Annotated in this window: 18 protein-coding genes; 9 read left to right on the top strand and 9 right to left on the bottom strand. The window is 63.2% G+C overall.

Annotation, left to right across the window (positions count from 1 at the left end; all coding sequences use genetic code 11):
• Positions 1–18 precede the first annotated feature (18 nt).
• On the bottom strand, positions 19–1,218 hold the full coding sequence (gene sucC / locus RM192_RS15115) for an ADP-forming succinate--CoA ligase subunit beta (RefSeq protein WP_311508384.1): 1,200 nt from the start codon (positions 1,216–1,218) through the stop codon (positions 19–21).
• A gap of 221 nt (positions 1,219–1,439) precedes the next feature.
• Between sucC and RM192_RS15120 the strand changes: the two genes are divergently transcribed.
• Positions 1,440–2,216, top strand: a complete 777-nt coding sequence (locus RM192_RS15120; protein WP_311508385.1) for a 3'(2'),5'-bisphosphate nucleotidase CysQ — start codon at positions 1,440–1,442, stop codon at positions 2,214–2,216.
• Between the two features lie 12 nt (positions 2,217–2,228).
• On the opposite strand, the gene RM192_RS15125 is transcribed toward RM192_RS15120, so the two are convergent.
• Both RM192_RS15125 and RM192_RS15130 read right to left on the bottom strand, forming a co-directional pair.
• Positions 2,229–3,224, bottom strand: a complete 996-nt coding sequence (locus tag RM192_RS15125; protein WP_311508386.1) for an aldo/keto reductase — start codon at positions 3,222–3,224, stop codon at positions 2,229–2,231.
• 131 nt (positions 3,225–3,355) lie between these two features.
• Complete coding sequence (locus RM192_RS15130; protein ID WP_311508387.1) at positions 3,356–4,048, bottom strand: OmpA family protein; 693 nt, start codon at positions 4,046–4,048, stop codon at positions 3,356–3,358.
• A gap of 177 nt (positions 4,049–4,225) precedes the next feature.
• On the opposite strand from RM192_RS15130, the gene RM192_RS15135 reads away from it, so the two are divergent.
• Positions 4,226–5,554 (top strand): hemolysin family protein, encoded by a 1,329-nt coding sequence (locus RM192_RS15135; protein WP_311508388.1) that lies wholly within the window; start codon positions 4,226–4,228, stop codon positions 5,552–5,554.
• A gap of 164 nt (positions 5,555–5,718) precedes the next feature.
• Here the strand turns inward: RM192_RS15135 and RM192_RS15140 are convergent, their stop codons facing one another.
• The 4 genes from RM192_RS15140 to RM192_RS15155 all read right to left on the bottom strand — a co-directional run bounded on the left by RM192_RS15140 (position 5,719) and on the right by RM192_RS15155 (position 14,886).
• Positions 5,719–7,152: a glutamate synthase subunit beta gene (locus tag RM192_RS15140; protein ID WP_311508389.1), complete on the bottom strand. Its 1,434-nt coding sequence runs from the start codon at positions 7,150–7,152 to the stop codon at positions 5,719–5,721.
• A 13-nt stretch (positions 7,153–7,165) separates the two neighbouring features.
• The gene (gene gltB, locus RM192_RS15145; RefSeq protein ID WP_311508390.1) at positions 7,166–11,806 is read right to left on the bottom strand and encodes a glutamate synthase large subunit; all 4,641 of its coding nucleotides are present in this window, start codon (positions 11,804–11,806) and stop codon (positions 7,166–7,168) included.
• Positions 11,807–12,010: 204 nt separating this feature from the next.
• Positions 12,011–13,612 carry a hypothetical protein gene (locus RM192_RS15150; protein WP_311508391.1) on the bottom strand — a complete coding sequence of 534 codons (1,602 nt, stop codon included), beginning with the start codon at positions 13,610–13,612 and terminating at the stop codon, positions 12,011–12,013.
• 44 nt (positions 13,613–13,656) lie between these two features.
• Positions 13,657–14,886, bottom strand: coding sequence for a TIGR04063 family PEP-CTERM/XrtA system glycosyltransferase (locus RM192_RS15155; RefSeq protein ID WP_311508392.1), 1,230 nt, complete (start codon positions 14,884–14,886; stop codon positions 13,657–13,659).
• A 66-nt stretch (positions 14,887–14,952) separates the two neighbouring features.
• On the opposite strand from RM192_RS15155, the gene RM192_RS15160 reads away from it, so the two are divergent.
• The 3 genes from RM192_RS15160 to RM192_RS15170 all read left to right on the top strand — a co-directional run bounded on the left by RM192_RS15160 (position 14,953) and on the right by RM192_RS15170 (position 17,014).
• Complete coding sequence (locus RM192_RS15160) at positions 14,953–15,114, top strand: hypothetical protein (protein ID WP_311508393.1); 162 nt, start codon at positions 14,953–14,955, stop codon at positions 15,112–15,114.
• Positions 15,107–16,465, top strand: coding sequence for a putative O-glycosylation ligase, exosortase A system-associated (locus RM192_RS15165; RefSeq protein ID WP_311508394.1), 1,359 nt, complete (start codon positions 15,107–15,109; stop codon positions 16,463–16,465). The genes RM192_RS15160 and RM192_RS15165 overlap by 8 nt, the downstream gene beginning before the upstream one ends.
• 87 nt (positions 16,466–16,552) lie before the next feature.
• Positions 16,553–17,014, top strand: coding sequence for a MaoC family dehydratase (locus RM192_RS15170; RefSeq protein WP_311508395.1), 462 nt, complete (start codon positions 16,553–16,555; stop codon positions 17,012–17,014).
• 112 nt (positions 17,015–17,126) lie between these two features.
• Here RM192_RS15170 and RM192_RS15175 read toward each other — a convergent pair whose 3' ends face one another.
• Positions 17,127–18,383: a polyhydroxyalkanoate depolymerase gene (locus tag RM192_RS15175; RefSeq protein WP_311508644.1), complete on the bottom strand. Its 1,257-nt coding sequence runs from the start codon at positions 18,381–18,383 to the stop codon at positions 17,127–17,129.
• A 164-nt stretch (positions 18,384–18,547) separates the two neighbouring features.
• Between RM192_RS15175 and RM192_RS15180 the strand changes: the two genes are divergently transcribed.
• From RM192_RS15180 to RM192_RS15195, 4 genes are all read left to right on the top strand, one after another.
• On the top strand, positions 18,548–20,335 hold the full coding sequence (locus RM192_RS15180) for an ABC transporter transmembrane domain-containing protein (RefSeq protein ID WP_311508396.1): 1,788 nt from the start codon (positions 18,548–18,550) through the stop codon (positions 20,333–20,335).
• Positions 20,336–20,407: 72 nt separating this feature from the next.
• Positions 20,408–21,220, top strand: a complete 813-nt coding sequence (locus tag RM192_RS15185; protein ID WP_311508397.1) for an undecaprenyl-diphosphate phosphatase — start codon at positions 20,408–20,410, stop codon at positions 21,218–21,220.
• A 95-nt stretch (positions 21,221–21,315) separates the two neighbouring features.
• Entirely contained in the window at positions 21,316–21,582 is a 267-nt protein-coding gene (locus RM192_RS15190; RefSeq protein WP_311508399.1) for a GlsB/YeaQ/YmgE family stress response membrane protein, read from the top strand.
• 91 nt (positions 21,583–21,673) lie between these two features.
• On the top strand, positions 21,674–21,958 hold the full coding sequence (locus RM192_RS15195; protein WP_311508400.1) for a hypothetical protein: 285 nt from the start codon (positions 21,674–21,676) through the stop codon (positions 21,956–21,958).
• A 69-nt stretch (positions 21,959–22,027) separates the two neighbouring features.
• Here the strand turns inward: RM192_RS15195 and phhA are convergent, their stop codons facing one another.
• Positions 22,028–22,918 carry a phenylalanine 4-monooxygenase gene (gene phhA, locus RM192_RS15200; RefSeq protein WP_311508645.1) on the bottom strand — a complete coding sequence of 297 codons (891 nt, stop codon included), beginning with the start codon at positions 22,916–22,918 and terminating at the stop codon, positions 22,028–22,030.
• Positions 22,919–23,128: the final 210 nt, after the last annotated feature.

A 23,128-nucleotide genomic window follows, 5' to 3' on the forward strand; every position in this document is an offset into this window, starting at 1 on the left:
GCAACCGTCAGACGAAGGTCAGGCGACTGCACGCACTTCGGCGACGATCTTTTTGGCGGCATCGCCGAGATCGTTGGCAGCGACGATCGGCAGGCCGGAGTTTGCCAGAATGTCCTTGCCCTGCTGGACGTTGGTGCCTTCAAGGCGCACGACCAGCGGAACCGAGAGGTTCACTTCCTTCGCCGCGGCGACAATGCCGTCGGCGATGATGTCGCACTTCATGATCCCGCCGAAGATGTTGACGAGAATGCCCTTCACGGCAGGGTCCTTGAGGATGATCTTGAACGCTGCCGTCACCTTCTCCTTGGTGGCGCCGCCGCCAACGTCGAGGAAGTTGGCCGGGAATTCGCCGTTCAGCTTGATGATGTCCATCGTTGCCATGGCCAGGCCCGCGCCGTTGACCATGCAGCCGATGTTGCCGTCGAGCTTGATGTAGGCGAGGTCATACTTCGACGCTTCGATTTCCGCCGGGTCTTCCTCGGTCTCGTCGCGCAGGGCGAAAACGTCGGGGTGACGGTAGAGCGCGTTCGAATCGAAGCTCATCTTGGTGTCGAGGACGAGCAGGTTGCCGTCTTTCGTTTCCACCAGCGGATTGATTTCGAGCATGTCGCAATCGAGCGTGACGAAAGCAGTGTAGAGCTGCTCGGCAATCTTGGCAGCCTGCTTGTTGAGGTCACCCGTGAGCTTCAGCGCATAGCCGACGGCGCGGCCGTGGTGCGGCATGAAGCCTTCTGCCGGATCGATCGTGATCGTGGCGATCTTTTCAGGCGTCGAGTGCGCGACGTCTTCGATGTCCATACCGCCTTCGGTCGAGACGATCATCGCAACACGGCTGCTGGCGCGATCGACGACCATCGACAGGTAATATTCCTTCGCGATATCAACGCCATCGGTCACGTAAAGGCGGTTGACCTGCTTGCCGGCATCGCCGGTCTGGATGGTAACGAGGGTGTTGCCGAGCATTTCCTTGGCGAAAGCTTCGACTTCCTCGATGCTCTTGGCGAGACGCACGCCGCCCTTGGCATCGGCGGGAAGTTCCTTGAACTTGCCCTTGCCGCGACCGCCAGCATGGATCTGCGCCTTGACGACATAGAGCGGCCCCGGAAGCTGCTTGGCGGCGGCAACGGCTTCTTCAACGGTCAGCGCGGCAATGCCTGCCGGAATGCCTACGCCAAACTTCGCAAGCAGTTCCTTGCCCTGATATTCATGAACGTTCATGCGTGATCCCCGCTTTGAATTGGCCCCGGCTAGAAACCCGGAAGACCATCAGGCGCGCCGCCATTGGCGCAAAGGTATGCACCGCCGTTGGTGCTTTGAGTCGCGACGCCTAAAGCACAGCAAAGACGGCTTGAAAAGGGGCGTAAACACGCGCCTAAGCCAAAGATGAGGCCAACGCGCCTTGCGCCGCCGCCGCGAAAGGGCCACCTGCCGGAAATCGCATGATCGACCATGACCGCCTTCACCAGATTGTCCGCCAGGCAGGCGCCATGGCGATGGCGACATGGCCGGGCCATGGTCATGCCCTGAACGTGTGGGAAAAGACGCCGGGCAGCCCCGTGTGCGACGCGGATCTGGCGGTCGATGCCTTTCTCAAGCGCGAATTGATGGCGCTGCTGCCCGCGGCAGGGTGGCTCTCGGAAGAGACTGTCGATCACCCCGAGCGGCTGGGCCGCGGCCTGTGCTGGCTGGTCGATCCCATAGACGGCACGCGCGATTTTATCCGGGGCCGCACCGGCTGGTCGGTCTCGGTCGCGCTGGTCAGCGAAGGTCGCGCGCTGATCGGTGCGCTGAGCGCACCTGCACGCGATGAATACTGGTCGGCGGTTGCGGGGCAAGGTGCCAAGCGCAACGACTATACGCTGGCCGCCAGCCGCCGCGCGCAATTGCCCGGAGCGCGGGTGCCCGCAGACAGTCTTGCGCCCATCGATTCCGACCTGATCACGGTCGAAAAGCCCAACTCTATCGCACTGCGAATTGCCATGGTCGGCGCGAACGAGGCTGACCTTCTGGCGACACTTCGCTGGGGATTCGAATGGGACATCGCGGCTGCAACCCTGATCGCGCGCGAGGCTGGCGCCGCCGTTTCAGACGCGTTCGGGCAGCCCATTTCCTACAACAAGCGCGATCCCCGCGCGTTTGGCCTGCTGGTCACCGCGCCTGCCATCCATGCAGCGGCGGTCGAGCGACTTGCCGACCGCGCGGCGAAACTCGCCTAGGCCCAGACTGGCCTAGACAAAATCCTCGGTATCGATCGTCGGCAGGATCGCCCCGGCATAGCGGTGCCCCGCCACGGTCTGCTGGTTGATCAGCGCATCGACTTCCGCTGCGACGGCGACCGGTATTTCCCAATCCCAGCGCGCGATGTTCTCTTCAAGATGCGCGATCTTGCCGGTTCCGGGGATGGTGACGATGTGGTCACCGCGCGAAAGCACCCATGCCAGCGACAATTGCGCAGGGGTGACGCCCTCACGCGCGGCAATGGCATTGAATTGCTCGATCAGCGCGAAATTCCGGGGCCAGTTATCGTCCATAAAGCGCGGCATCGTGCGGCGGATGTCCTTTTCCTCAAGCGCGGCGGGATCGGTGACCCCGCCCGCCAGCACGCCGCGCCCGACCGGCGAGAACGCCACGAAAGTCGTGCCAAGATCACGGCAAGCCTCAAGCACGGCAATTTCAGCCTGGCGGGTCCAGGGCGAATATTCTGTCTGCATCGCGGCAATGGGATGGACGGCCGCCGCCTTGCGCAATGTCTCTGCCGACATCTCGGACAGGCCGATTGCGCCGATCTTCCCTTCCTTCACGAGGTCGGCCATGGCGCCCACCGAATCCTCGATCGGAACTGCAAAATCGCGGCGGTGCATGTAGTAGAGGTCGATGTGGTCGGTCTGCAGCAGCTTGAGCGAGACTTCGAGTTCGCTGCGGATGGTATCGGGATGGCAGTCGGCCCCGCGCTTTTCGCCGCTGGCAAAAAGGCCCATCTTCGACGCGAGGAACACCTTGTCCCGCCGCCCTTGGAGCGCCGTGCCGACCTGCGTTTCATTGTGGCCCAGACCGTAAAGGCGGGCCGTGTCGAAGTGGTCGTAGCCTATGTCTATCGCGCGCTGGAGCAGGTGGATACCGTCCTCGTCGCTCGGCCGGTTGCCATAGGCCCAGCTAAGCGACATGCAGCCAAGTCCGACGGGATTGGTCAGTCGTCCGTTGATGGGGCGCGGTTTGATCGGCATCCGGCAGTCTCCTTGAAGCGTCGGCGATGCCAGCGCGCGGGCGCGGAGGTCAACCGCGAATCGTATGCCTCACATAGCAAACGGCGCCGCCCCCTTGCGGGAGCGGCGCCGCTGTAGTGCGCTGGATGCGGTTACTGGCCGCTGCGGGCCGAGTTCACATCATCCTGGCTGATCGGAACGATCTTGATTTCAACGCGGCGATTGGCCGAACGGCCCTGTTCGGTATCGTTCGAAGCAATCGGCTGCGATTCGCCATAACCCTGGCTGCGGATTCGGGCATAGCCGACGCCGCGCGAGGTGAGGTAATCGGCAACTGCGCGGGCACGGCGTTCCGACAAAGCCTGGTTGTAGGTATCCGACCCGGTCGAATCGGTGTGGCCATAGACGTCGATCAGCGAGTTGGGATATTGCACCAGCGACTGGGCAACACGGTCGAGCGTCGCGCCGAAGGCGGGCTTTACCGACGAACTGTCGACATCGAAGGTGACGCCGTTCGGCAGATTGACGAGAATGGCGTTGCCGCCGTCAGTTTCGCTGACATCAATCCCGGTGCCTGCGGTCTGTTCGCGCAGTTCCTTGATCTGTTTGTCTTTCTGGTAACCGATAACGCCGCCTGCAACGCCGCCAATGCCTGCGCCGACGATGCGCCCGGTCTTGCCGCCGATCAACCCGCCCAGCAGGGCACCGCCAAGTGCGCCGCCGATACCGCCGATGGCAGTGCGGGATACCTTGCGTTCACCCGTGTTCGGATCGGTAACGCAGGCAGACAGGCTGACCAGCGACACTGCGCAAAGGCTCGACATCATTACACGACGAATTTTCATTTCCAGTCCCCTTCGATCGGCATCCCGGTCGCGATCATATGCAACGGATTGCCGCTTTGACAGTTGAGATAAGCCCGATTCGACTGAACGGTTCCCGAACGGGAACCCAAGATGACCGCATCATGCTCTCCCCACTACCCTTTCGCGTTTCCGCTCAAATCTGCTAGGGCCTCGATTGTGACACCTTATCCTTGGTCTGATGTTCTGCTGATACTGGGCCTTGTTGTGCTCAACGGCTTGTTTTCCATGTCGGAACTGGCGATCGTCTCGGCGCGCCCAGCGCGGTTGAAGGTGGCGGCAGAGGAAGGCAGCAAGGGCGCGAAAGTCGCGCTGGAGCTTGCTGCCGACCCCGGAAAATTTCTCTCGACCGTGCAAATCGGCATAACCCTGGTCGGCATCATCGCCGGTGCCTACTCGGGGTCGAGCCTTGGCGGGCCTACCGCCGAGCGCCTGGTCGTCTGGGGCGTGCCCGAACGCTTTGCCGACGACATCGGTTTTGCCATCGTCATTGCGATCACCACCTACCTCAGCCTCGTGGTCGGCGAATTGGTGCCCAAGCAGCTGGCTTTGCGCGCGGCTGAACCGATTGCCAAGATTGCCGCGCCCGCCATGGCGATGATGTCGCGCGTGACCGCGCCGTTCGTGTGGACGCTCGACAAATCATCCGGCCTGCTGATCCGCATGATGGGGTTAAAGGCGGGGTCGGATCAGGAAGTTACCGCCGAGGAACTCCACATGATCTTTGCCGAGGCCACGCGGTCCGGCGTGATCGAGGAGGAAGAGCGCGCATTGATGAGCGGCATCATGCGGCTGGCCGAGCGCCCGGTACGAGAAGTGATGACCCCGCGCACCGAGCTCCACTGGATCGAGCGCCGGGCACCTGAAATCGAACTGCGAGCCGCCATCGAGGACAGCCCCCATTCGCTGCTGCTGGTGGCGGACGGGTCGGTCGACAAGATCGTCGGCGTGGTGAAAGTGCGCGATGTGCTCTCGACGCTGCTCCGGGGCCGCAAGGTGCAGTTGGGACGGCTGATGAAGAAGCCCGCAATCGTGCCCGACCAGCTCGACACGATGGATGCGCTGACCATGATCCAGCAGGCCGAAGTGGCGGTCGCACTGGTGCATGACGAATACGGCCACCTTGAGGGCATCGTGACGCCCGCCGACCTGCTCGCCGCAATTGCGGGCAATTTCGTCGGCCATGGCGATGCGGGCGACGAACCGATGGTGATCGAGCGCGTGGATGGTTCGCTACTCATATCGGGCGCGCTGCCTGCCGATGCTCTGGCCGACCGCCTATGTATCGACCTGCCCGACGACCGCGAATTTGCGACGACGGCGGGGTATTGCCTGTCGGTGCTCAAGCGCCTGCCGGGTGAAGGCGAACACTTCCACGATCAGGGATGGCGCTTCGAAGTGGTCGACATGGACGGCCGCAAGATCGACAAGCTGCTGGTGAGCAGAAGCAAGGCCGCTCTGGTGACTGCGGTTGAGGCGGACGGGTAAAACCCAACGTCCATTCGTCCTGAGCCTGTCGAAGGACGCGCAATGACGCTCACTCCTCGCGCACGTGCTTCGACAGGCTCAGCACGAACCGATTTTTGCGGGATCAATCAAAAAAAGGGGCGCCCGCTCGGACGCCCCTTTTCAATTTCCTGAAGCCGCAAGAATCAGCGCGGCAGCTGGGTCACACCCATCAATGCTTCGTCCACGGCGCGGGCGCACTGGCGGCCTTCGCGGATCGCCCATACGACGAGGCTCTGGCCGCGACGCATGTCGCCACATGCGAAAACGTTCTCGACGCTGGTCTTGTAGTCGGTGACGTTGCCCTTGACGTTGCCGCGCGGGTCAAGTTCGACACCGGCCTGTTCGAGCAGACCCTGCTTGCGCGGACCGAGGAAGCCCATCGCGAGGAAGATCAGATCGGCCTTGATGACGAATTCGCTGCCAGCGACTTCCTCCATCTTGCCATTCACCCACTCGACGCGGACGCATTCGAGACCGGCGACATCGTTTTCACCGACGACTCGCTTGGTCAGCACCGCAAACTCGCGCTCGCAGCCTTCTTCGTGGCTCGACGAGGTGCGCAACTTGAGCGGCCAGTTGGGCCATGACAGCGCCTTGTCTTCCTTTTCAGGAGGCTTCGGCATGATTTCAAGCTGGGTGACCGATGCCGCGCCCTGACGGTTCGAGGTGCCGACGCAGTCCGAGCCGGTATCGCCGCCGCCGATGACCACAACGTGCTTGCCGGTGGCGAGCAGCGAGCCGCGCGGGGCGGCGCGCAGTTCATCGTCGCCTGCATTGCGCTTGTTCTGCTGGGTCAGGAATTCCATCGCCATGCGCACGCCGGGAAGCTCAGCGCCGGGAATGCCGAGGCCGCGCGGGTCTTCCGCGCCGCCGGAAAGCACGACTGCGTCGAAGTTTTCCTGCAAGCTGGCAAAGGAAACGGTTACGCCCACTTCCACCCCGGTGCGGAACTGGACGCCTTCGGCCTCCATCTGCATCGCGCGGCGGTTGATGTGGGTCTTTTCCATCTTGAAGTCAGGAATGCCGTAGCGCAGCAGCCCGCCGATTCGGTCGTTCTTCTCGAACACCGTCACCGAATGACCAGCGCGTGCAAGCTGCTGGGCAGCAGCCATTCCTGCGGGGCCGGAGCCAACGATGGCGACCGACTTGCCGGTCTTCTTCGCCGGCACCTGCGGCTCGATCCAGCCCTCTTTCCACCCGCGATCGACGATGGCGCATTCGATCGACTTGATGGTGACCGGCTGGTCGACAATATTCAGCGTGCAAGCCGCCTCGCACGGGGCGGGGCAGATCCGGCCGGTGAATTCCGGGAAGTTGTTGGTCGAATGGAGATTGTCGACGGCTTCGCGCCAGTCGTTTTCATAGACCAGGTGGTTCCAGTCGGGGATCTGGTTGTTCACCGGGCAGCCGTTGTGACAGTACGGAATGCCGCAGTTCATGCAGCGCGCCGCCTGCCCCTTGAGGCCTGCATCGTCATGCGGGATGACGAATTCGCGGTAGTGCTTCAGCCGCTCCGAAGGCGCATCGTAGCTGCGGTCCTTGCGGTCGATTTCGAGAAAGCCGGTTGCCTTGCCCATTGTAATCTAACCCTTATTCCGCCGCGACCGAGGCGGCTTCGAGGCGCTCGGCCTCCATCTGGCGGAGTGCGCGTGCATAGTCGCGCGGCATCACCTTGACGAACTTCGGCAGTGCGTCTGCCCAGTTGTCGAGGATCTCGCGGGCGCGCCTGCTGCCGGTGTACAGGTGATGACGCTCGACCAGCACGCGCAGGCGTTCCGCGTCGTGACGCAGCATGTCGCCCATGCCGTAGTCATAGACGTCGGTTCCGCGCTGCTGCGGGCGACCGGCGCCGTCATCTTCGTCGCGCTCTGCCGAAATCGGCAGCAGATCGACCATCGCGCCGTTGGCGAGCTGGGCGAAGTTACCGTCCACGTCATAGACGTAAGCGATACCGCCCGACATGCCTGCCGCGAAGTTGCGACCGGTCTTGCCCAGCACCGCAACGACCCCGCCGGTCATGTATTCGCAGCCGTGATCGCCGGTGCCTTCGACCACCGCAACGGCGCCCGAATTGCGCACAGCAAAGCGTTCACCGGCTACGCCGTTGAAATAGGCTTCGCCCGCAATCGCGCCGTAAAGCACGGTGTTGCCAACGATGATGTTTTCAGACGGATCACGTTCGACATGCGCCGGAGGACGCACGATCACCCGACCGCCCGAAAGGCCCTTGCCGACATAGTCATTGGCATCGCCGACGAGATCGAGCGTGACGCCGTGCGCGAGGAACGCGCCAAACGATTGCCCGGCCACGCCCTTGAACGAGACGTGGACGGTGTTGTCGGGCAGGCCCTTGTGGCCATACTTCTTGGCGACTTCGCCCGAGAGCATCGCGCCAACCGTGCGGTTGACGTTGATCACGGTGCGTTCGAGGCGAACCGCCTGGCCGCTTTCGAGCGCGGCGGCACTGGCCTTGATCAGGTCCTGATCGAGCGCGGCTTCGAGGCCGTGATCCTGCGTGCCGCTCCAGTTCAGGGTCGTGCCCTCAACCGGTTCGACGCGGTGCAGGAGCTTCGACAGGTCGATGCCTTCCAGCTTCCAGTGATGGATTGCCTTGTTGGTATCGAGACGGTCAACGCGGCCAACCATTTCGGCGACAGTGCGGAAGCCCATTTCGGCCATGATCGCCCGCAGCTCTTCGGCAACGAAGAAGAAGTAGTTGATCACGTGTTCGGGCTGGCCGGTGAAGCGCGCGCGCAGGACCGGGTCCTGCGTGGCGACGCCGACAGGGCAGGTGTTCAAGTGGCACTTGCGCATCATGATGCAGCCGGCCGCAATCAGCGGCGCAGTGGCAAAGCCGAACTCGTCCGCGCCGAGCAGCGCGGCAACTGCCACGTCGCGGCCCGTGCGGATGCCGCCGTCGGCCTGCACGCAGATGCGGCTGCGCAGGTTGTTGAGCAGCAGCGTCTGCTGGGTTTCGGCGAGGCCGATTTCCCACGGCGAACCCGCATGGGTCAAAGACGTCAGCGGCGAAGCGCCTGTGCCGCCCTCGTAGCCCGAGATCGTGACGTGATCGGCGCGTGCCTTCGACACGCCTGCCGCGACAGTGCCGACACCCACTTCGGATACCAGCTTGACCGAAATACGCGCGCTGGTGTTCACGTTCTTGAGATCGTGAATGAGCTGCGCGAGATCCTCGATCGAGTAGATATCGTGGTGCGGCGGCGGCGAAATCAGGCCCACACCCGGCGTGGAATGGCGGGTCTTGCCGATGGTCTTGTCGACCTTGTCACCGGGAAGCTGGCCGCCCTCACCGGGCTTTGCGCCCTGGGCCATCTTGATCTGCACATCGTCGGCATTGACGAGGTATTCCGCGGTCACGCCGAAGCGGCCCGAGGCGACCTGCTTGATCGCCGAGCGCATCGAATCGCCATTGGCCATGCGGGTGAAGCGCGCAGGGTCTTCGCCGCCTTCGCCGGTGTTCGACTTCCCGCCGATGCGGTTCATCGCCACCGCCAGCGTGGTGTGCGCTTCCCACGAGATCGATCCATAGCTCATCGCGCCAGTGGCGAAGCGCTTGACGATTTCGCTCGCGGGTTCAACCTCGGAAATGTCGATCGGCTCTTCGGCCTTCTTCAGTTCCATCAGCCCGCGAATGGTCAGCTGCCGTTCGGCCTGATCGTTGATCGACTGCGCGAATTCACGATACTTTTCAGACGTATTGCCGCGCACTGCATGCTGCAGGCTGGCGATGTTCGACGCGGTCCAGGCGTGCTCCTCGCCGCGCAGGCGCAGCTGGTACATGCCGCCCACGTCGAGCATCTTCTTGTAGATCGGGTTGTCGCCATAGGCCGCCGCATGACGGCGCACCGTTTCCTCGGCGATTTCCTTGAGGCCGACGCCTTCGATGCTGGTGGCGGTGCCGGTGAAATAGGCATCGACGAAGGCGCTCGACAGGCCGACCGCGTCAAAGATCTGCGCGCCGCAATAGGACTGGTAGGTCGAGATGCCCATCTTGGACATGACCTTGAGGATGCCCTTGCCGACGGCCTTGATGTAGTTCTTCTTTACATCCTTCGGGCCGAGCGGAAGCTCCTTGTCGACCCGGATTGCTTCAAGCGTTTCGAGCGCGAGATAGGGGTTGATCGCTTCGGCGCCATAGCCTGCCAGCACGCAGAAGTGGTGCACTTCACGCGCTTCGCCGGTTTCGACGACAAGCCCGGTCTGCATGCGCAGGCCCTGACGGACGAGGTGCTGGTGCACCGCCGCCGTTGCCAGTGCCGCAGGCATCGGGATGCGGTCTTCGTTCTGGCCGCGGTCAGACAGGATCAGGATGTTCTTGTCGGCGAGAACCGCTTCAGTGGCGGCCCAGCACATTTCCTTGATCGCCATTTCAAGACCATCGGCCCCGGCAGTGGCGGCCCAGGTCGTGTCGATCGTGGCAGTACGGAACGCGCCGTCGAGCGCGGCTTCGACCGAGCGGATCTTAGCGATATCCTCGTTGGTGAGGATCGGCTGTTCGACTTCGAGACGCTTGTGGCTGCCCGCGTCATGACCAAGCAGGTTCGGACGCGGGCCGATCATCGACACCAGCGACATCACCAATTCCTCGCGGATCGGGTCGATCGGCGGGTTGGTGACCTGCGCAAAGTTCTGCTTGAAGTAATCGTAGAGCAAGCGCGAGCGCTTCGAAAGTACCGCAATCGGCGTGTCGGTGCCCATCGAGCCGAGCGGATCTTCGCCAGCAACGGCCATCGGCTCGAGGAACTTCGAGATGTCTTCCTGCGTGTAGCCGAAAGCCTGCTGGCGATCGAGCAACGAGGTCGTCTCGACCGGAAGCGCAGCCAGCTCAGGCTCGACCAGATCGAGTTCCTTCAGCTTGTACTGCGCGGCTTCCAGCCACTCCTCGTAAGGTTCTGCACTGGCCAGCTCGGCCTTGATTTCCTCGTCCTCGATGATCTTGCCCTGATCCATGTCGATCAGGAGCATCTTGCCGGGCTGGAGGCGCCACTTGCGGACAATGTCTTCCTCGCGGAACGGCAGCACACCGCTTTCCGACGCCATGCAGATCAGATCGTCGCGCGTGATCGAGAACCGCGCGGGGCGAAGGCCGTTCCGATCGAGCGTCGCGCCGATCTGGCGGCCATCGGTGAAGGCCACGGCGGCAGGACCGTCCCATGGCTCCATCAACGCAGCGTGATATTCGTAGAACGCGCGGCGTGCCGGGCTCATCAGCGGATTGCCGGCCCAGGCTTCGGGGATCAGCATCATCACCGAATGGGCGAGCGAGTATCCGCCCGCGATTAGCAGTTCGAGCGCGTTGTCGAGACTGGCGGTGTCCGACTGGCCATGCGGAATCAGCGGCCACATCTTGTCGAGATCGGGGCCGAGAAGCTCCGATTCCATCGTGCGGCGGCGCGCGTTCATCCAGTTCACGTTGCCGCGTACGGTGTTGATCTCGCCGTTGTGGGCGATGAAGCGGAACGGGTGCGCCAGCTTCCAGCTTGGGAAGGTGTTGGTGCTGAAACGCTGATGGACGAGACCGAGTGCCGAAACGCAATCGGCATCGCGGAGATCATCGTAGAACGAACCGACCTGATTGGCGAGCAGCAGGCCCTTGTACACGATTGTGCGGGTCGAGAAGCTCGGCATGTAGAGCTGCGTCACGCCCGACAGTCCGTGCTTTTCAGCCATCGAGGCAAGCGGGTTCTGCGTCTGCTTGCGGATGGCGAGCAGCTTGCGTTCGAACGCGTCCTGATCGGGCGTGCCCGCGCCACGCTTGATGAAGCACTGGCGGATCACAGGCATCGAATCCACGACCGCCTTGCCGAGGCCGTCCATGGTGACCGGCACATCACGCCAGCCGATCAGTTCCTGACCTTCCTTGGCGATGAACTTCTCGAAAAATTCGGTGACGAACAGGCGCGACGCTTCTTCTTGCGGCAGGAAGCACATCGCCACGGCGTAATCGCCCGGCTGCGGCAGGTCCTTGCCTTCGGAAGCGGCCCACTTGCGGAACAGCTGGTCTGGAATCTGGATCAGAATCCCGGCGCCGTCACCCAGCAGCGGATCAGCGCCCACCGCGCCGCGATGATCGAGATTGCGCAGAATTTCCAAGGCTTGATCGACAATGGAATGGCTTTTCTGGCCCTTGATGTGGGCGACAAAGCCCACGCCACAGGCGTCATGCTCATTACGTGGATCGTACAGCCCCTGAACCGGCGGAAATCCCATTTCGATGATCGTCCTACATCCAAAAAGAGGAATTGCGCGCGAATCACGCCGCCCGAAAGGCGACGAAAGTTGCGCGGAATGCCCCCATGACTGCAGGAAAGTTATTTTGCAACCGCGCAGCAACAACAAGGGCGCGGTTAAGGCCGAAAATACGGTTGCGATACGGCAGAAAGGGCTGAAATCCGCCAGTCTGACGGCCGAAAATCAGCCCTGTGCGGTCATTCTCTGAAGCGTGGCGAGCGCTGCCCGCAAGGCACGGTCGGCTTCTTCTGCATCGACACTGGCAGCAGGCGTGCCGATGAAATCGGTTGCCTCGATATCCGGCATTGCCGCCGAAGGTGCTGCCCGACCCGGAGCGGCCAGAGGCGAGCCTGCAAGCGGCGCAATCGAGGGACGCTCGAACGGGCGGGCAGAGCCCGAATTGATCGGTGATTGTTGGCCGGGAAATACGACCACAGGTTCGATTTCGGTCGCTTCGTCCTCGTCGGTGGCAAGACCGTCGTCGATATGCAGCGGCTCACGGCGGGCGGCGACTGGTCCCATGTCGAGCAGCGAGGGATAGCGGTCCTCGGCAACTTCGGGTTCAGGGACCACATCGGCTGCGTCAGATTCGGCGCCTGGCACCTTTGCCGGTGAAAGCCTCAGGAAGCGGTCCAGACCTTGCGTTTCGGCTTCGTCGTCAAACTCGCCGTCGTCTTCTGCCTCGGACAACACTGCCGCGACAGGCTGCCATGGAGCGGGGCGCAACTGGACCACACGTTCGGGTTCCATCGGCGCGGTGGCAGCCTGCTGACCCGGACCAGCCGCTTCAAAGCGGGCAATCGCAGGCGCAGGCGGCGGCGCGACAACGACGTATTCGGCAGGTTCGTCCGCAGGTTCAGGCGCGCCTTCGGAAACTGCGACAAACGCGGCCACCGGAGCGCTCGGCGCATTGGCCGGCGCGGCGCGGCGCGAGATGGCCAGTGCGAGCCGCTCGATCAGTTGCACCAGACCGAGATTTTCCAGCGGCGCCGCCTCGATCGGCGTTGCTGTAGCGGCGTGCGCCTGAAGCAACGGTGGGGGAGCGCTGTTGCGCACGGCCACAACGTGCGGTTCAGCGGCGACTGGCACGACGTGCTGCACCTGCTCTGGCAAGGTAGCTGCTATTTCCTGCTGCTCATCGTGCCCGGCAAAGTCGGCGAAGGGCGCGGCGCCGATTGCGTGCGCTTCTTCTAAGAAGGTTGCGAGCGCAAGGGGATCGGGTGCCGCCTCGGCATGAGGCATGACAAGCTGCTCTGGCGCGGCCTCGCCACCGTCAAGCTCGGCAGGTTCCCAGGGAAGGGCGCCCGGCAGGGGCGCGGATTCGGAGGGCATGGCAAGCTGCGGCTCATGGTTCAACGACAGGGCGCGGCGGCGCAACGGGACGTCATCCGCCACTGGTGTATCGAGCGGATCGCCGAGATCCTGCACGGCATTGATCGGGCGGCGCACTTCAAACGCCGGCTCAGCAGCGCCCTTGCCGAACGCGCGGGTGCGGACAGGTGCCGCGATCTTCTCGCGCCCGAGCCACCGACCGATCAGGAACCCGGCAACAGCGCCACCAACCAGCATCAGCAGGGCCAGCAGGATGCGTGCGGTGAAGCCAAGCGGCGGTGCCGCAGCCGGAATGACCGAGGCAATGCCCAAGGCAACCACAGGGCCTTCGAGCAAGGCAGGCGCCACGGCAAAACTGCCAAGGCCCAGGAACGTACCGAACCACAGCGCGGTCACAAGCGGGAACATGGGATTGGCGGTGATGGGCTTGGGCTTGCGCTTTGTCGCGGTCACTGGCGGGCGTCCTGTCTCTTTACCTTTGTGATGGCCCGCGGCGTTCAGGCCGCGCGTACCGACACTTTGCGATGGGGTAACAGGGCTTGGTAAACGAGTTCATAACGCCGAACGTTGGAAGCCCAGTCGTGGTGCTCCCCTACCCATGCCCGCGCCCGTTCGCGGCGGTCGGGCCATTCAGCTGATGTTTCAAGCATTTGCACCATCGCATCGGCCAGTCCGGCAGGGCTATCGGCGGGGAAAAGCGTGCCGTTGACACCATCATGGACCAGTTCGCGGTGGCCGCCCACATCGGACGCCGCCACCAGCTTGCCCTGCGCCATGGCCTCCAGCGGCTTGAGCGGCGTGACGAGGTCGGTCAGGCGCATGGCCTTGCGCGGATAGCAGACGACATCGACCAGCGAATAGTAGCGCTCCACCTGCGTATGGGGCACGCGGCCGACGAAGTGGATCGCATGAGCAGCAGAGGAAGCCGCTGCCTGCGCCCGCAACGCCTCGTCGGCAGGGCCGCCGCCAACCATCAGCAGGCGTGCGCCCGGCACGCGCGCCACGATGGACGGCATGGCGGCGATGAGGTCGTCCAGCCCCTCATATGGATAGAAGCTGCCAAGAAAGCCAATGACCGGGCCTTCGCCCAGCCCCAGCTCCTGCGCCAGGTCTGCGTCGCGCGGCAGGGGATCGCCGAACAGGTCGAGATCGACGCCATTGGGCATGATCGAAAGCTTTTCAGGCGGGTAGCCTCGCCCGATCAGGTCGGCGCGCAAACCTTCGCAGATCGTCACGACCCTGTCTGCGTTGCCGACGACCTCGTTCTCGAGCACGCGGGTCAGCCAGTATTTCGCACTGCCCTCGCGCCCGGTGCCGTTGCCGACGGCGGCGTCCTCCCAGAATGCACGGATTTCGTAGACCACCGGAATGCCGAGCCGCTTGCCCGCCTTTACCGCGGCCAGCCCGCACAGCGCCGGCGAATGGGCGTGGATCAGATCTGGCCGCCAATCAGCCGCAACGTCAACTATGCGGTCCGCCAGCGCGGTCACCTCGTACCATTCACGCACCAGCGGCAAGCCTTGGGCAGTGCCGGGCGTGCGGTGAAAGGTCAGGCCATCCACCTCTTCCGGCTCGCTGGGCGAAGCCGGAGCGGCATGACGCTGCCCGGTCAGCCCGCGCACCTCCAGCCCCATCGCCTCCTGCGCCTTGAGAATGGCGCGGGTGCGGAAGGTGTAACCGCTCTGCAGCGGCAGCGAATGGTCGAGAACATGAAGCACGCGGGTCATCGCCTTTCCCTGCCACGGGAAGCTTAACGCCGCGTCAACCTCGATGGTCTAGCGGTCTGATCTGCCATGATCGACAAGTTCACCCTTTTTCTGCCGCACATCCTGATGGCCATCGCCATCTGGCGCCTGCTGCACCGGGACGATCTGGACGACGACCCCTCACTGCCGAGCCGCAAGACGCCGTTCCGCCAGCCGCGCGAGCCAGGCGGGGAAAAACCCGATGCTTGATCTGTTCCTGCTGAGCTTCGTGCTGGCTTTCATCGGCGTGGGCTTCCGCAAGCCGTTCATCTTCGTGCTCGCCTACACCTACATCGATATCGTGGCACCGCAGAAAGTCAGCTGGGGGATTCTCAGCCACATTCCGGTGTCGCTGATCGCGTTCCTCTGCGCATTCATTTCGTGGTTCGTCGCCGAGGACAAGAACGGTATCCGCTTTTCTCTGCGCCAGTTCATCCTGCTGGCGCTGCTGGTCTATTGCGGTCTTTCGACCCAGACCGCCGACTTTCCGGTGGAAGCGCTGGAGAAGTGGGCGTGGGTGTGGAAAGCGCTGCTGTTCGCACTGTTCCTGCCACTGACGCTGCGCACGCGCCTGCGCATCGAGGCGATCACCATGATCCTGGTCCTATCGATCGGGGTGATCGTGATCGGCGGCGGGATCAAGACGGCGGTCGGCGGCGGCGGCTATGGCGAACTGCGGCTGCTGGTCAACGACAACACCGGGCTTTACGAAGGCTCGATCATTTCCGCCGTGGCCATCGCGGCAATTCCTCTGGCGCTGTGGCTGATGCGTTTCGGCACGATCTTCCCGCCAGACTGGCGCGTTAAGGTCTTTGCGCTGGCGCTATGTTTTGCCTGCGTGCTCATGCCGATCGGTACCGGCGCGCGAACCGGCCTTGTCTGCGTGGTCGTGCTCGCCGCGATGATCCTGCGCACGGCCAAGCGTCGGTTGCTGATCGTTTCGGTCATGGCCATCGGCGCGCTGATCGCGGTCCCGCTCCTGCCCAAGGAGTTCACGGACCGGATGGGCACGATCAAAAATCACCAGTCCGACCAATCTGCCGGTACGCGCATCGCAGTGTGGAAGTGGACGATCGAGTTTGCCAAGACCCATCCGTTCGGCGGCGGGTTTGAGGCTTATCGCCAGAACCGCCTCGAATACGACACGGTCAAGGCCGACTATGCGGGCGACAACAACGCTGCTCTCGAATACCAGCCGATTGTCGAGGAAGGCCGCGCCTACCATTCCAGCTATTTCGAGATGCTGGGCGAACAGGGCTACCCGGGGCTGGCGCTGTGGCTGTCGCTGCATCTTCTGGGCATATGGCAGATGGAGCTGCTGCGCCGCCGTTTCCGCAAGGAGACAAGCGAGGAATTCCGCTGGGTCGGGCCTCTCGCCGAGGCACTGCAACAGGCGCAGGTCATCTATATGGTCGGGTCCACGTTCGTCGGCATTGCCTTCCAGCCCTTTGTCTACATGCTGGTCGGCCTGCAATGCGGGCTCTGGGCCTATATCAAGCGCGTGCGGGCCGCCAAGGCCGAGCCGTTCCGCAAGAGCAGCCCCGTCGCCTTGCCGGCATGACAGCTTAACCGTCTGTTCAAGCCCGCTTGCGCGCTCGCACACTTGCCGCCATGTAGCGCTCGAACAGGCATTTCAGAGAGCGCACGCATGACCAAGATCATTCCCCCGGCCGAGATCGCAGAAATGGTCGGCACGGTGGTTGGCACCTCTGACTGGATCGATATCACGCAGGAGCGGGTCGACCGGTTTGCCGAGGCCACCGGCGACTTCCAGTTCATCCATATCGATCCGGAAAAGGCAAAGCTGACCCCGTTCGGCGGCACGATCGCGCACGGATTCCTGACCCTTTCGCTGATCCCGTTGCTGACCGAGCAAAGCGATTGCCCACGCCCGTTGGGGATCAAGATGGCGGTCAACTATGGCGGCAACCGCACCCGCTTCCTCGCCCCTGTTCGCGTCGGCAAGCGCGTTCGAGGCCAGTTCAAGCTACTTGAAATGGAAGAAAAGCGCCCCGGCCAGTGGCAGCAGACGATGGAAATCACCGTCGAAATCGAAGGCGAGGCAAAGCCGGCTCTGATGAGCGAATGGATCACGCAGTTCTTTGTCTAGGGTCAGGCAGGGTTTGACGCCGGAACGCCAATGAACCCGGCCATTCCGGCAAGAAGAAGGCCGGTCGAACCATCGTCCGGCCGGCCTCGATCATGTCAGGTGTAAATAGGGCTCAGGCCACGGCAGTCAGCTTCCGGCCCTTGGCTTTCTTTTCGAACTTGCCGATCCACTGTTCCACCACCGGGGCGATGGAACCGCGCCAGCGCGAGCCGTTGAAGATGCCGTAGTGGCCGACTTCGGGGGCCAGAAAGTACTGCTTCATGTCTTCGGCAAGGTTCGGGGTGACCTTGAGCGCGGCCTTGGTCTGACCGATGCCGGAGATATCGTCGCGTTCGCCCTCGATGCACAGGATGGCGGTGTCGGTGATTGCGCCCAGATCCACCGCCTGGCCGCGATGGATCAATTCACCCTTGGGCAGGGCGTGGCGCTGGAAAACGACGTCGACGGTCTGCAGGTAGAATTCGGCGGGGAGATCGCAGACCGCGCGGTATTCCTCGTAGAATGTCTTGGTCGCGTCCGCGCTTTCATCGGCGCCCTGCATCATGTGCTGGTACAACTTGTAATGGCTCATCATGTGGCTGCCGAGATTCATCGACATGAAACTGGCGAGCTGGACGAAGCCCGGATAGACGCGGCGGCCTTCGCCCGGATAGTTGGCGGGCACAGTGGTGATCACGTTGTGCTTGAACCACACGTGCGGTTTGGTGATCGCGTGATCGTTGACCGCAGTGGGGCTTTCGCGCGTGTCGATCGGGCCGCCCATCATGGTCAGCGTCAGCGGGCGGCAGGGGTGCTTGTTGGCGCCCATGATCGCCGTGGCGGCCAATGCCGGGACCGACGGCTGGCACACCGCCATCATATGGGCTCCGGGGCCGATATGTTCGAGGAAGCCGGTGAGGTAATCGATGTAGTCGTCGAGATCGAAGATGCCTTCGGTCATCGGCACATACTTCGCATCGGCCCAGTCGGTGATGTAGACGACGCAGCGTTCGAGCATGCGCTCCACCGTGCCGCGCAGCAGCGTGGCGTAGTGCCCGCTCATCGGCGCGACGAGCAGCAGGCGCGGCGCATCCTTGGGCAGGCCGTCGTGCGTGAACATCTTGAGATCGCCGAACGGGCGGGTGATGACCGTGGTTTCCTTGACCGCGTGCGCAGCGCCATCGACATGGATGACCTTCAGCCCGAACGCGGGCTTGCCGCGCGGAGCGGACGCATGTGCGAACACGTCCAGCGCGGAAGCGAGCATCTGGCTGGGACCGATACCGGCCCAGGGGTTGCGGGGATCGTTGAGCATGTCCGCCATCATGGATGACCATGCACTGCCCGCATTCATCAGCGAGCGCTGAATTTCATAAGCCTTGTAGAGCACTGCGAACACCTTTTTTGTTGTGGTCCGCGCCAGTTGGCAAAACCACCGACGGGGACTCGTTGGGCACAGATTGCAGCGATTCGGCTGCTTGTGCAATGCAACAATTGGTCCGAATGCCACACGCCCCCTTCCGGCGGACCCTGCCATAGGCTAGGCGGAGCCGCATGGACGAGGAAACCAAGCCCGCCGAACCCGCCCGCGCCCGCACGCTCGGCCCCTTGCGCATGATCTGGCGCGAGGCTGCGAAGTATCCCGGACGGGTCGCCGCCGCCTCCTTGGCGCTGCTGGTCACATCAGCGGCCACGCTCGCCATTCCGGCGGGATTCCGCCTGATCATCGACAAGGGCTTTGCCGCCGGAGCCGATGTGGACGCGCTGGGCCAATGGTTTCAGTTGCTGCTGCTCGTAGTTCTGGTCCTGGCGATCGGCACCGCCTGCCGGTTCTATTTCGTTTCCTGGTTGGGCGAGCGCGTGGTGGCGGATATCCGCCTGCGCGTGCAAGAAAATCTCCTGCGGCTGCCTCCCTCGTTCTTCGAGAGCAACAGCCCCAAGGAAATCTCGTCTCGAATGACATCCGATACGGCGGTGATCGAACAGGTCGTGGGCACGACCGTGTCGGTGGCGCTGCGCAACGTGATCACTGCAATCGGCGGACTTGCCTACCTGTTCTACCTCGCGCCCAAGCTGACCGCGATCCTGATGATCGGCATTCCTCTGGTCGTCGGTCCGATCGTGTTCTTCGGGCGGCGCGTGCGCAACGTGTCGCGGTCGAGCCAGGACCGCGTTGCCGGGATCGGCGTGATCGTGTCCGAAGTGCTCGGCGCGATGAAGATCGTGCAGGCCTTCGGGCAGGAACAGCGCGAACTCGCCCGCTTTGGCGAAAAGGTCGAGGCGACGTTCCAGACCGCGCTGCGCCGCATATCGCTCCGCGCGGTGATGACCTCGATCGTCATCCTGCTGGTCTTCGGCGGCATCACCATGCTCGTCTGGGAAGGCGCGGTCGGCGTGGCGGAGGGCAAGATCAGCGGCGGCACGATCTTCGCCATCGTCATCACGGCGGGCCTTGTCGCGGGTGCTGCCGGGGCCTTGTCCGAAGTCTATGGCGACCTTCTGCGCGGCGCAGGCGCTGCCGGACGCCTCAATGAACTGCTGCGCGAAGAGCCTGATATTGCGCCACCCGCCCGCCCCACCGCCCTGCCGGTGCCGCCGCGTGGCCAGATCGCCTTCCAGAACGTCGGTTTCCGCTACCCCTCGCGGCCCGAAGTCCTCGCGCTCGATGATTTCACGCTGACGGTGGAGCCGGGCGAGACGGTCGCCATTGTCGGGCCATCGGGCGCGGGCAAGTCCACCCTGTTCCTGCTCGCCCAGCGCTTCTACGATCCGCACGCAGGCACGATTCGCATCGACGGCGTGCCGCTCACCAGCGCCGATCCCGCCGAGATTCGCGCCCGCAGCGCTCTGGTGCCGCAGGACGCAACGCTGTTCGCAGCCTCTGCGCGCGACAACCTGCGCTATGGCAACTGGGCCGCCAGTGATGACGACATCTGGGAAGCGGCGCGCACTGCCAATGCCGAGACGTTCCTGCGCGAACTGCCGCAGGGCCTCGACACTTTCCTCGGCGAAGACGGCGCGCGCCTTTCGGGCGGCCAGCGCCAGCGTATCGCGATTGCCCGCGCAGTCCTGCGCAAGGCCCCGATCCTGCTCCTCGACGAAGCAACCAGCGCGCTTGACGCCGAAAGCGAACGTCTGGTCCAGGAAGCGCTCGACCGGCTGATGAAGGAGCGCACGACGCTGGTCATTGCTCACCGCCTCGCCACGATCCGCGCAGCGGACCGGATCGTGGTAATGGACGGTGGCCGGATCGTCGAGCAAGGCACGCACACCAGCCTTTCGGCGGCAGGCGGGCTTTACGCAAAGCTGGCGCGGCTGCAGTTCGAGGGCATGACGGCCTGACGCTTGCGCTTCCATCTTGACTTGATGCTGCACTGCGTCAAACCGGCACGACCACCTCGATAAAGGCCCCACATGGATACGATCGTCACTGCCATCCTGCTCGGCATCGTCGAGGGTCTGACCGAATTCCTGCCCGTGTCATCGACTGGACACCTGATTCTGGCGACCGAGTTGTTCGGCTACGACGCGCACCAGTGGGCCATGTTCAACGTGGTGATTCAGCTTGGCGCGATCCTCGCGGTGGTCGTGCAATACTGGCGGACGTTCTGGGCGGTGGGCATGGGTCTGCTCAAACTGCAGCCGACGTCGCTGCGCTTCCTGCGCAACCTGCTTGCGGCTTTCATTCCCTCGGCGATCCTTGGCCTGCTGCTCAAGGACTATATCGACGTGCTGCTCGGCAGCCCGATGGTGGTGTGCTGGGCGCTGATCGTGGGCGGCGTCGCCATCCTCGTGATCGAAAAGCACGCCAAGACCGGCGAACTGACCGGCATCGGCCAATTGCCGTTGCGACAGGCGATCGGCGTCGGCCTTGCGCAGTGTTTGGCGATGGTTCCCGGCGTGAGCCGATCAGGCGCGACGATCATGGGCGCGCTGGCCATGGGCATCGAGCGACGCACCGCCGCCGAGTTCAGCTTCTTCCTCGCCATCCCCACCATGCTGGGCGCTACCACGCTGGAATTGCTCGATAACCGCGAGGCGGTGATGAGCGGCACGCTTGGCGTGGGCTGGACCGAAATCGCGATAGGCTTTGGCGTATCCTTTGTCGTGGCGCTCGCCGTGATCCGGCTGTTCGTGGCCTATGTCAGCCGCTCAGGTTTCAAGCCGTTTGCGTGGTACCGTATCGTGGCTGGCGCACTCGCAATTGCCTGGCTGACCCTCCGCTAGATTAAAAAGACCTGAAAATCGCCCCACCGCATTCGCGGAACCAAGTGCCGCGTTCGGGATTGACCGGACAGACAGCACTTCAAGGGGTACGAATTATGGGCCTTATCATTCTTCTCGTCGTCGGCGGCATTCTCGGCTGGCTCGCCAGCATCGTCATGCGCACCGATGGCCAGCAGGGCATCTTCCTGAACATCGTGGTCGGCATCGTCGGCGCGCTTCTGGGCGGTTTCCTGCTCGCTCCGCTGATCGGCGGCGGCAGCATCACCAACGGCATCTCGGCCGGCACCCTGATCGTGTCGTTCCTTGGCGCACTGATCCTCCTCGCGATCGTGAACCTCGTTCGTCGTGGTTCGGTCCGCTAAACCGATCTGCCTTTCCACCAATCGTAAACCGAGGGCGGCCCGCAAGGACCGCCTTCACCTTGACCAGACAGCAAACCAGAAGGAGAATGCCATGAAGGCTATTATCAAGAGCGCAATGATGGCTTCGGTCGTTGCAATGGGTCTCGGCCTTTCCGCGTGCGACAGCGCCAAGGAAAATGCAGCCGAAGATCAGGCTGGCGCCGTTCGCGCGTCGAGCGAAGCGACTGCCGACGCGATGGAAGATACCGCCGACAAGATGGGCGGCGCTTCGGAAGATGCCATGGAAAACAAGGCTGAAGCCGTGCGCGACGCAGGCGAAGCCAAGGCTGACGCCATGGAAGACAATGCCGACAAGATGGACAAGACGCCGGGCTGATCGCCTCGCGTAAGACATTCCAGACCGACGAACCCGGCATGCTTCGCGCATTGCCGGGTTTTTCGTGGCTCAGACGGCGGCAGCGCCCGATCCGCGCCCACCGCGCATGTGATATTCCAGCGTGCCGCGATGCAGAACGTCATCGACATCGATCACGGCAGTATTGGCGTACGTGAACCCCGGCCCCAGCGTCCGGTAAAGCCGGTCGAAATCGCGCTCGACGGTCTGGTGATAGAGATCGGCGAAGCTTTCGATCACGAAGTAGGTCGGCTGCAGATCGTCGATCACGTAATCGGTGCGGGTCACGCGGTCGACATTGAGCATGATCCGGTTGGGCGACTGGGCTTCCAGCGCGAACACCGCCTCGCGCGGACCGGAAAGAATGCCCGCGCCGTAAACGCGCAAGGCGCCGTCCTCGATCATCAGCCCGAATTCGACCGTGTACCAGTAAAGCGCCCCCAACGCCTTCAACCGGTTATGCCGCATCGCCTTCCACCCGGCACGGCCATACTCCTGCATGTAGTCGGCATACGTCGGATCGGTGAGCATCGGCACGTGGCCGAACACGTCATGGAAGACGTCCGGCTCCTGGATATAGTCGAACGCCTCGCGCGTGCGGATGAAGTTGCCCGCAGGGAAGCGGCGATTGGCGAGGTGCCAGAAGAACACGTGATCGGGGATCAGCATCGGCACCGGCACCACGCTCCAGCCGGTCAGCGCATCAAGACGCGACGAAAGCCGTGCGAAATCGGGCACGCCGCCCTGCCCAAGATCCAGCCGCTCCAGCCCGGCCATGAAGGCACTGCACGCCCGGCCGGGCAGTACGTCCATCTGACGGGCGTAAAGCGCGTCCCAGATCGCGTGTTCGGCAGCGCTATAGACGTGCTGCGCCGGTTCCAGCCAATCCTCGCCAACCCGCTCAGGACGGCGCAGAGGAGCGGTATAGACGCCTGCCGGCATTTCGGGCAGACATCCATAGTCGAAGGGCAAGGCGATGGCGCTGGACATGGTTTCTTCTGCAACCACTATCACGGCATCCGCGTTTCGGCAAATGCAGCGCACTGGCACAGCGCTCTTGACTTCGCGGTGATTCTACCCCAACCGCCCGCCCCACATACCCAAACTTATGTGATGGCGGCGTGGAAACGCGCCGCTACATTCGTTTCAGAT

Origin of the sequence: Novosphingobium sp. MMS21-SN21R, from assembly GCF_031846015.1 — a bacterium.
In the GTDB taxonomy this organism is placed as follows: domain Bacteria; phylum Pseudomonadota; class Alphaproteobacteria; order Sphingomonadales; family Sphingomonadaceae; genus Novosphingobium.

Excerpts from the sequence above, each read along its gene's own strand:
- RM192_RS15185 (WP_311508397.1), top strand. The coding sequence starts at position 20,408 with ATGGATACGATCGTCACTGCCATCCTGCTCGGCATCGTCGAGGGTCTG.
- RM192_RS15165 (WP_311508394.1), top strand. The coding sequence starts at position 15,107 with ATGCTTGATCTGTTCCTGCTGAGCTTCGTGCTGGCTTTCATCGGCGTG.
- RM192_RS15195 (WP_311508400.1), top strand. The coding sequence starts at position 21,674 with ATGAAGGCTATTATCAAGAGCGCAATGATGGCTTCGGTCGTTGCAATG.
- RM192_RS15120 (WP_311508385.1), top strand. The coding sequence starts at position 1,440 with ATGATCGACCATGACCGCCTTCACCAGATTGTCCGCCAGGCAGGCGCC.
- RM192_RS15155 (WP_311508392.1), bottom strand. The coding sequence starts at position 14,886 with ATGACCCGCGTGCTTCATGTTCTCGACCATTCGCTGCCGCTGCAGAGC.
- RM192_RS15190 (WP_311508399.1), top strand. The coding sequence starts at position 21,316 with ATGGGCCTTATCATTCTTCTCGTCGTCGGCGGCATTCTCGGCTGGCTC.
- RM192_RS15130 (WP_311508387.1), bottom strand. The coding sequence starts at position 4,048 with ATGAAAATTCGTCGTGTAATGATGTCGAGCCTTTGCGCAGTGTCGCTG.
- RM192_RS15160 (WP_311508393.1), top strand. The coding sequence starts at position 14,953 with ATGATCGACAAGTTCACCCTTTTTCTGCCGCACATCCTGATGGCCATC.
- RM192_RS15140 (WP_311508389.1), bottom strand. The coding sequence starts at position 7,152 with ATGGGCAAGGCAACCGGCTTTCTCGAAATCGACCGCAAGGACCGCAGC.
- gltB (WP_311508390.1), bottom strand. The coding sequence starts at position 11,806 with ATGGGATTTCCGCCGGTTCAGGGGCTGTACGATCCACGTAATGAGCAT.
- sucC (WP_311508384.1), bottom strand. The coding sequence starts at position 1,218 with ATGAACGTTCATGAATATCAGGGCAAGGAACTGCTTGCGAAGTTTGGC.
- RM192_RS15170 (WP_311508395.1), top strand. The coding sequence starts at position 16,553 with ATGACCAAGATCATTCCCCCGGCCGAGATCGCAGAAATGGTCGGCACG.
- phhA (WP_311508645.1), bottom strand. The coding sequence starts at position 22,918 with ATGCCGGCAGGCGTCTATACCGCTCCTCTGCGCCGTCCTGAGCGGGTT.
- RM192_RS15180 (WP_311508396.1), top strand. The coding sequence starts at position 18,548 with ATGGACGAGGAAACCAAGCCCGCCGAACCCGCCCGCGCCCGCACGCTC.
- RM192_RS15125 (WP_311508386.1), bottom strand. The coding sequence starts at position 3,224 with ATGCCGATCAAACCGCGCCCCATCAACGGACGACTGACCAATCCCGTC.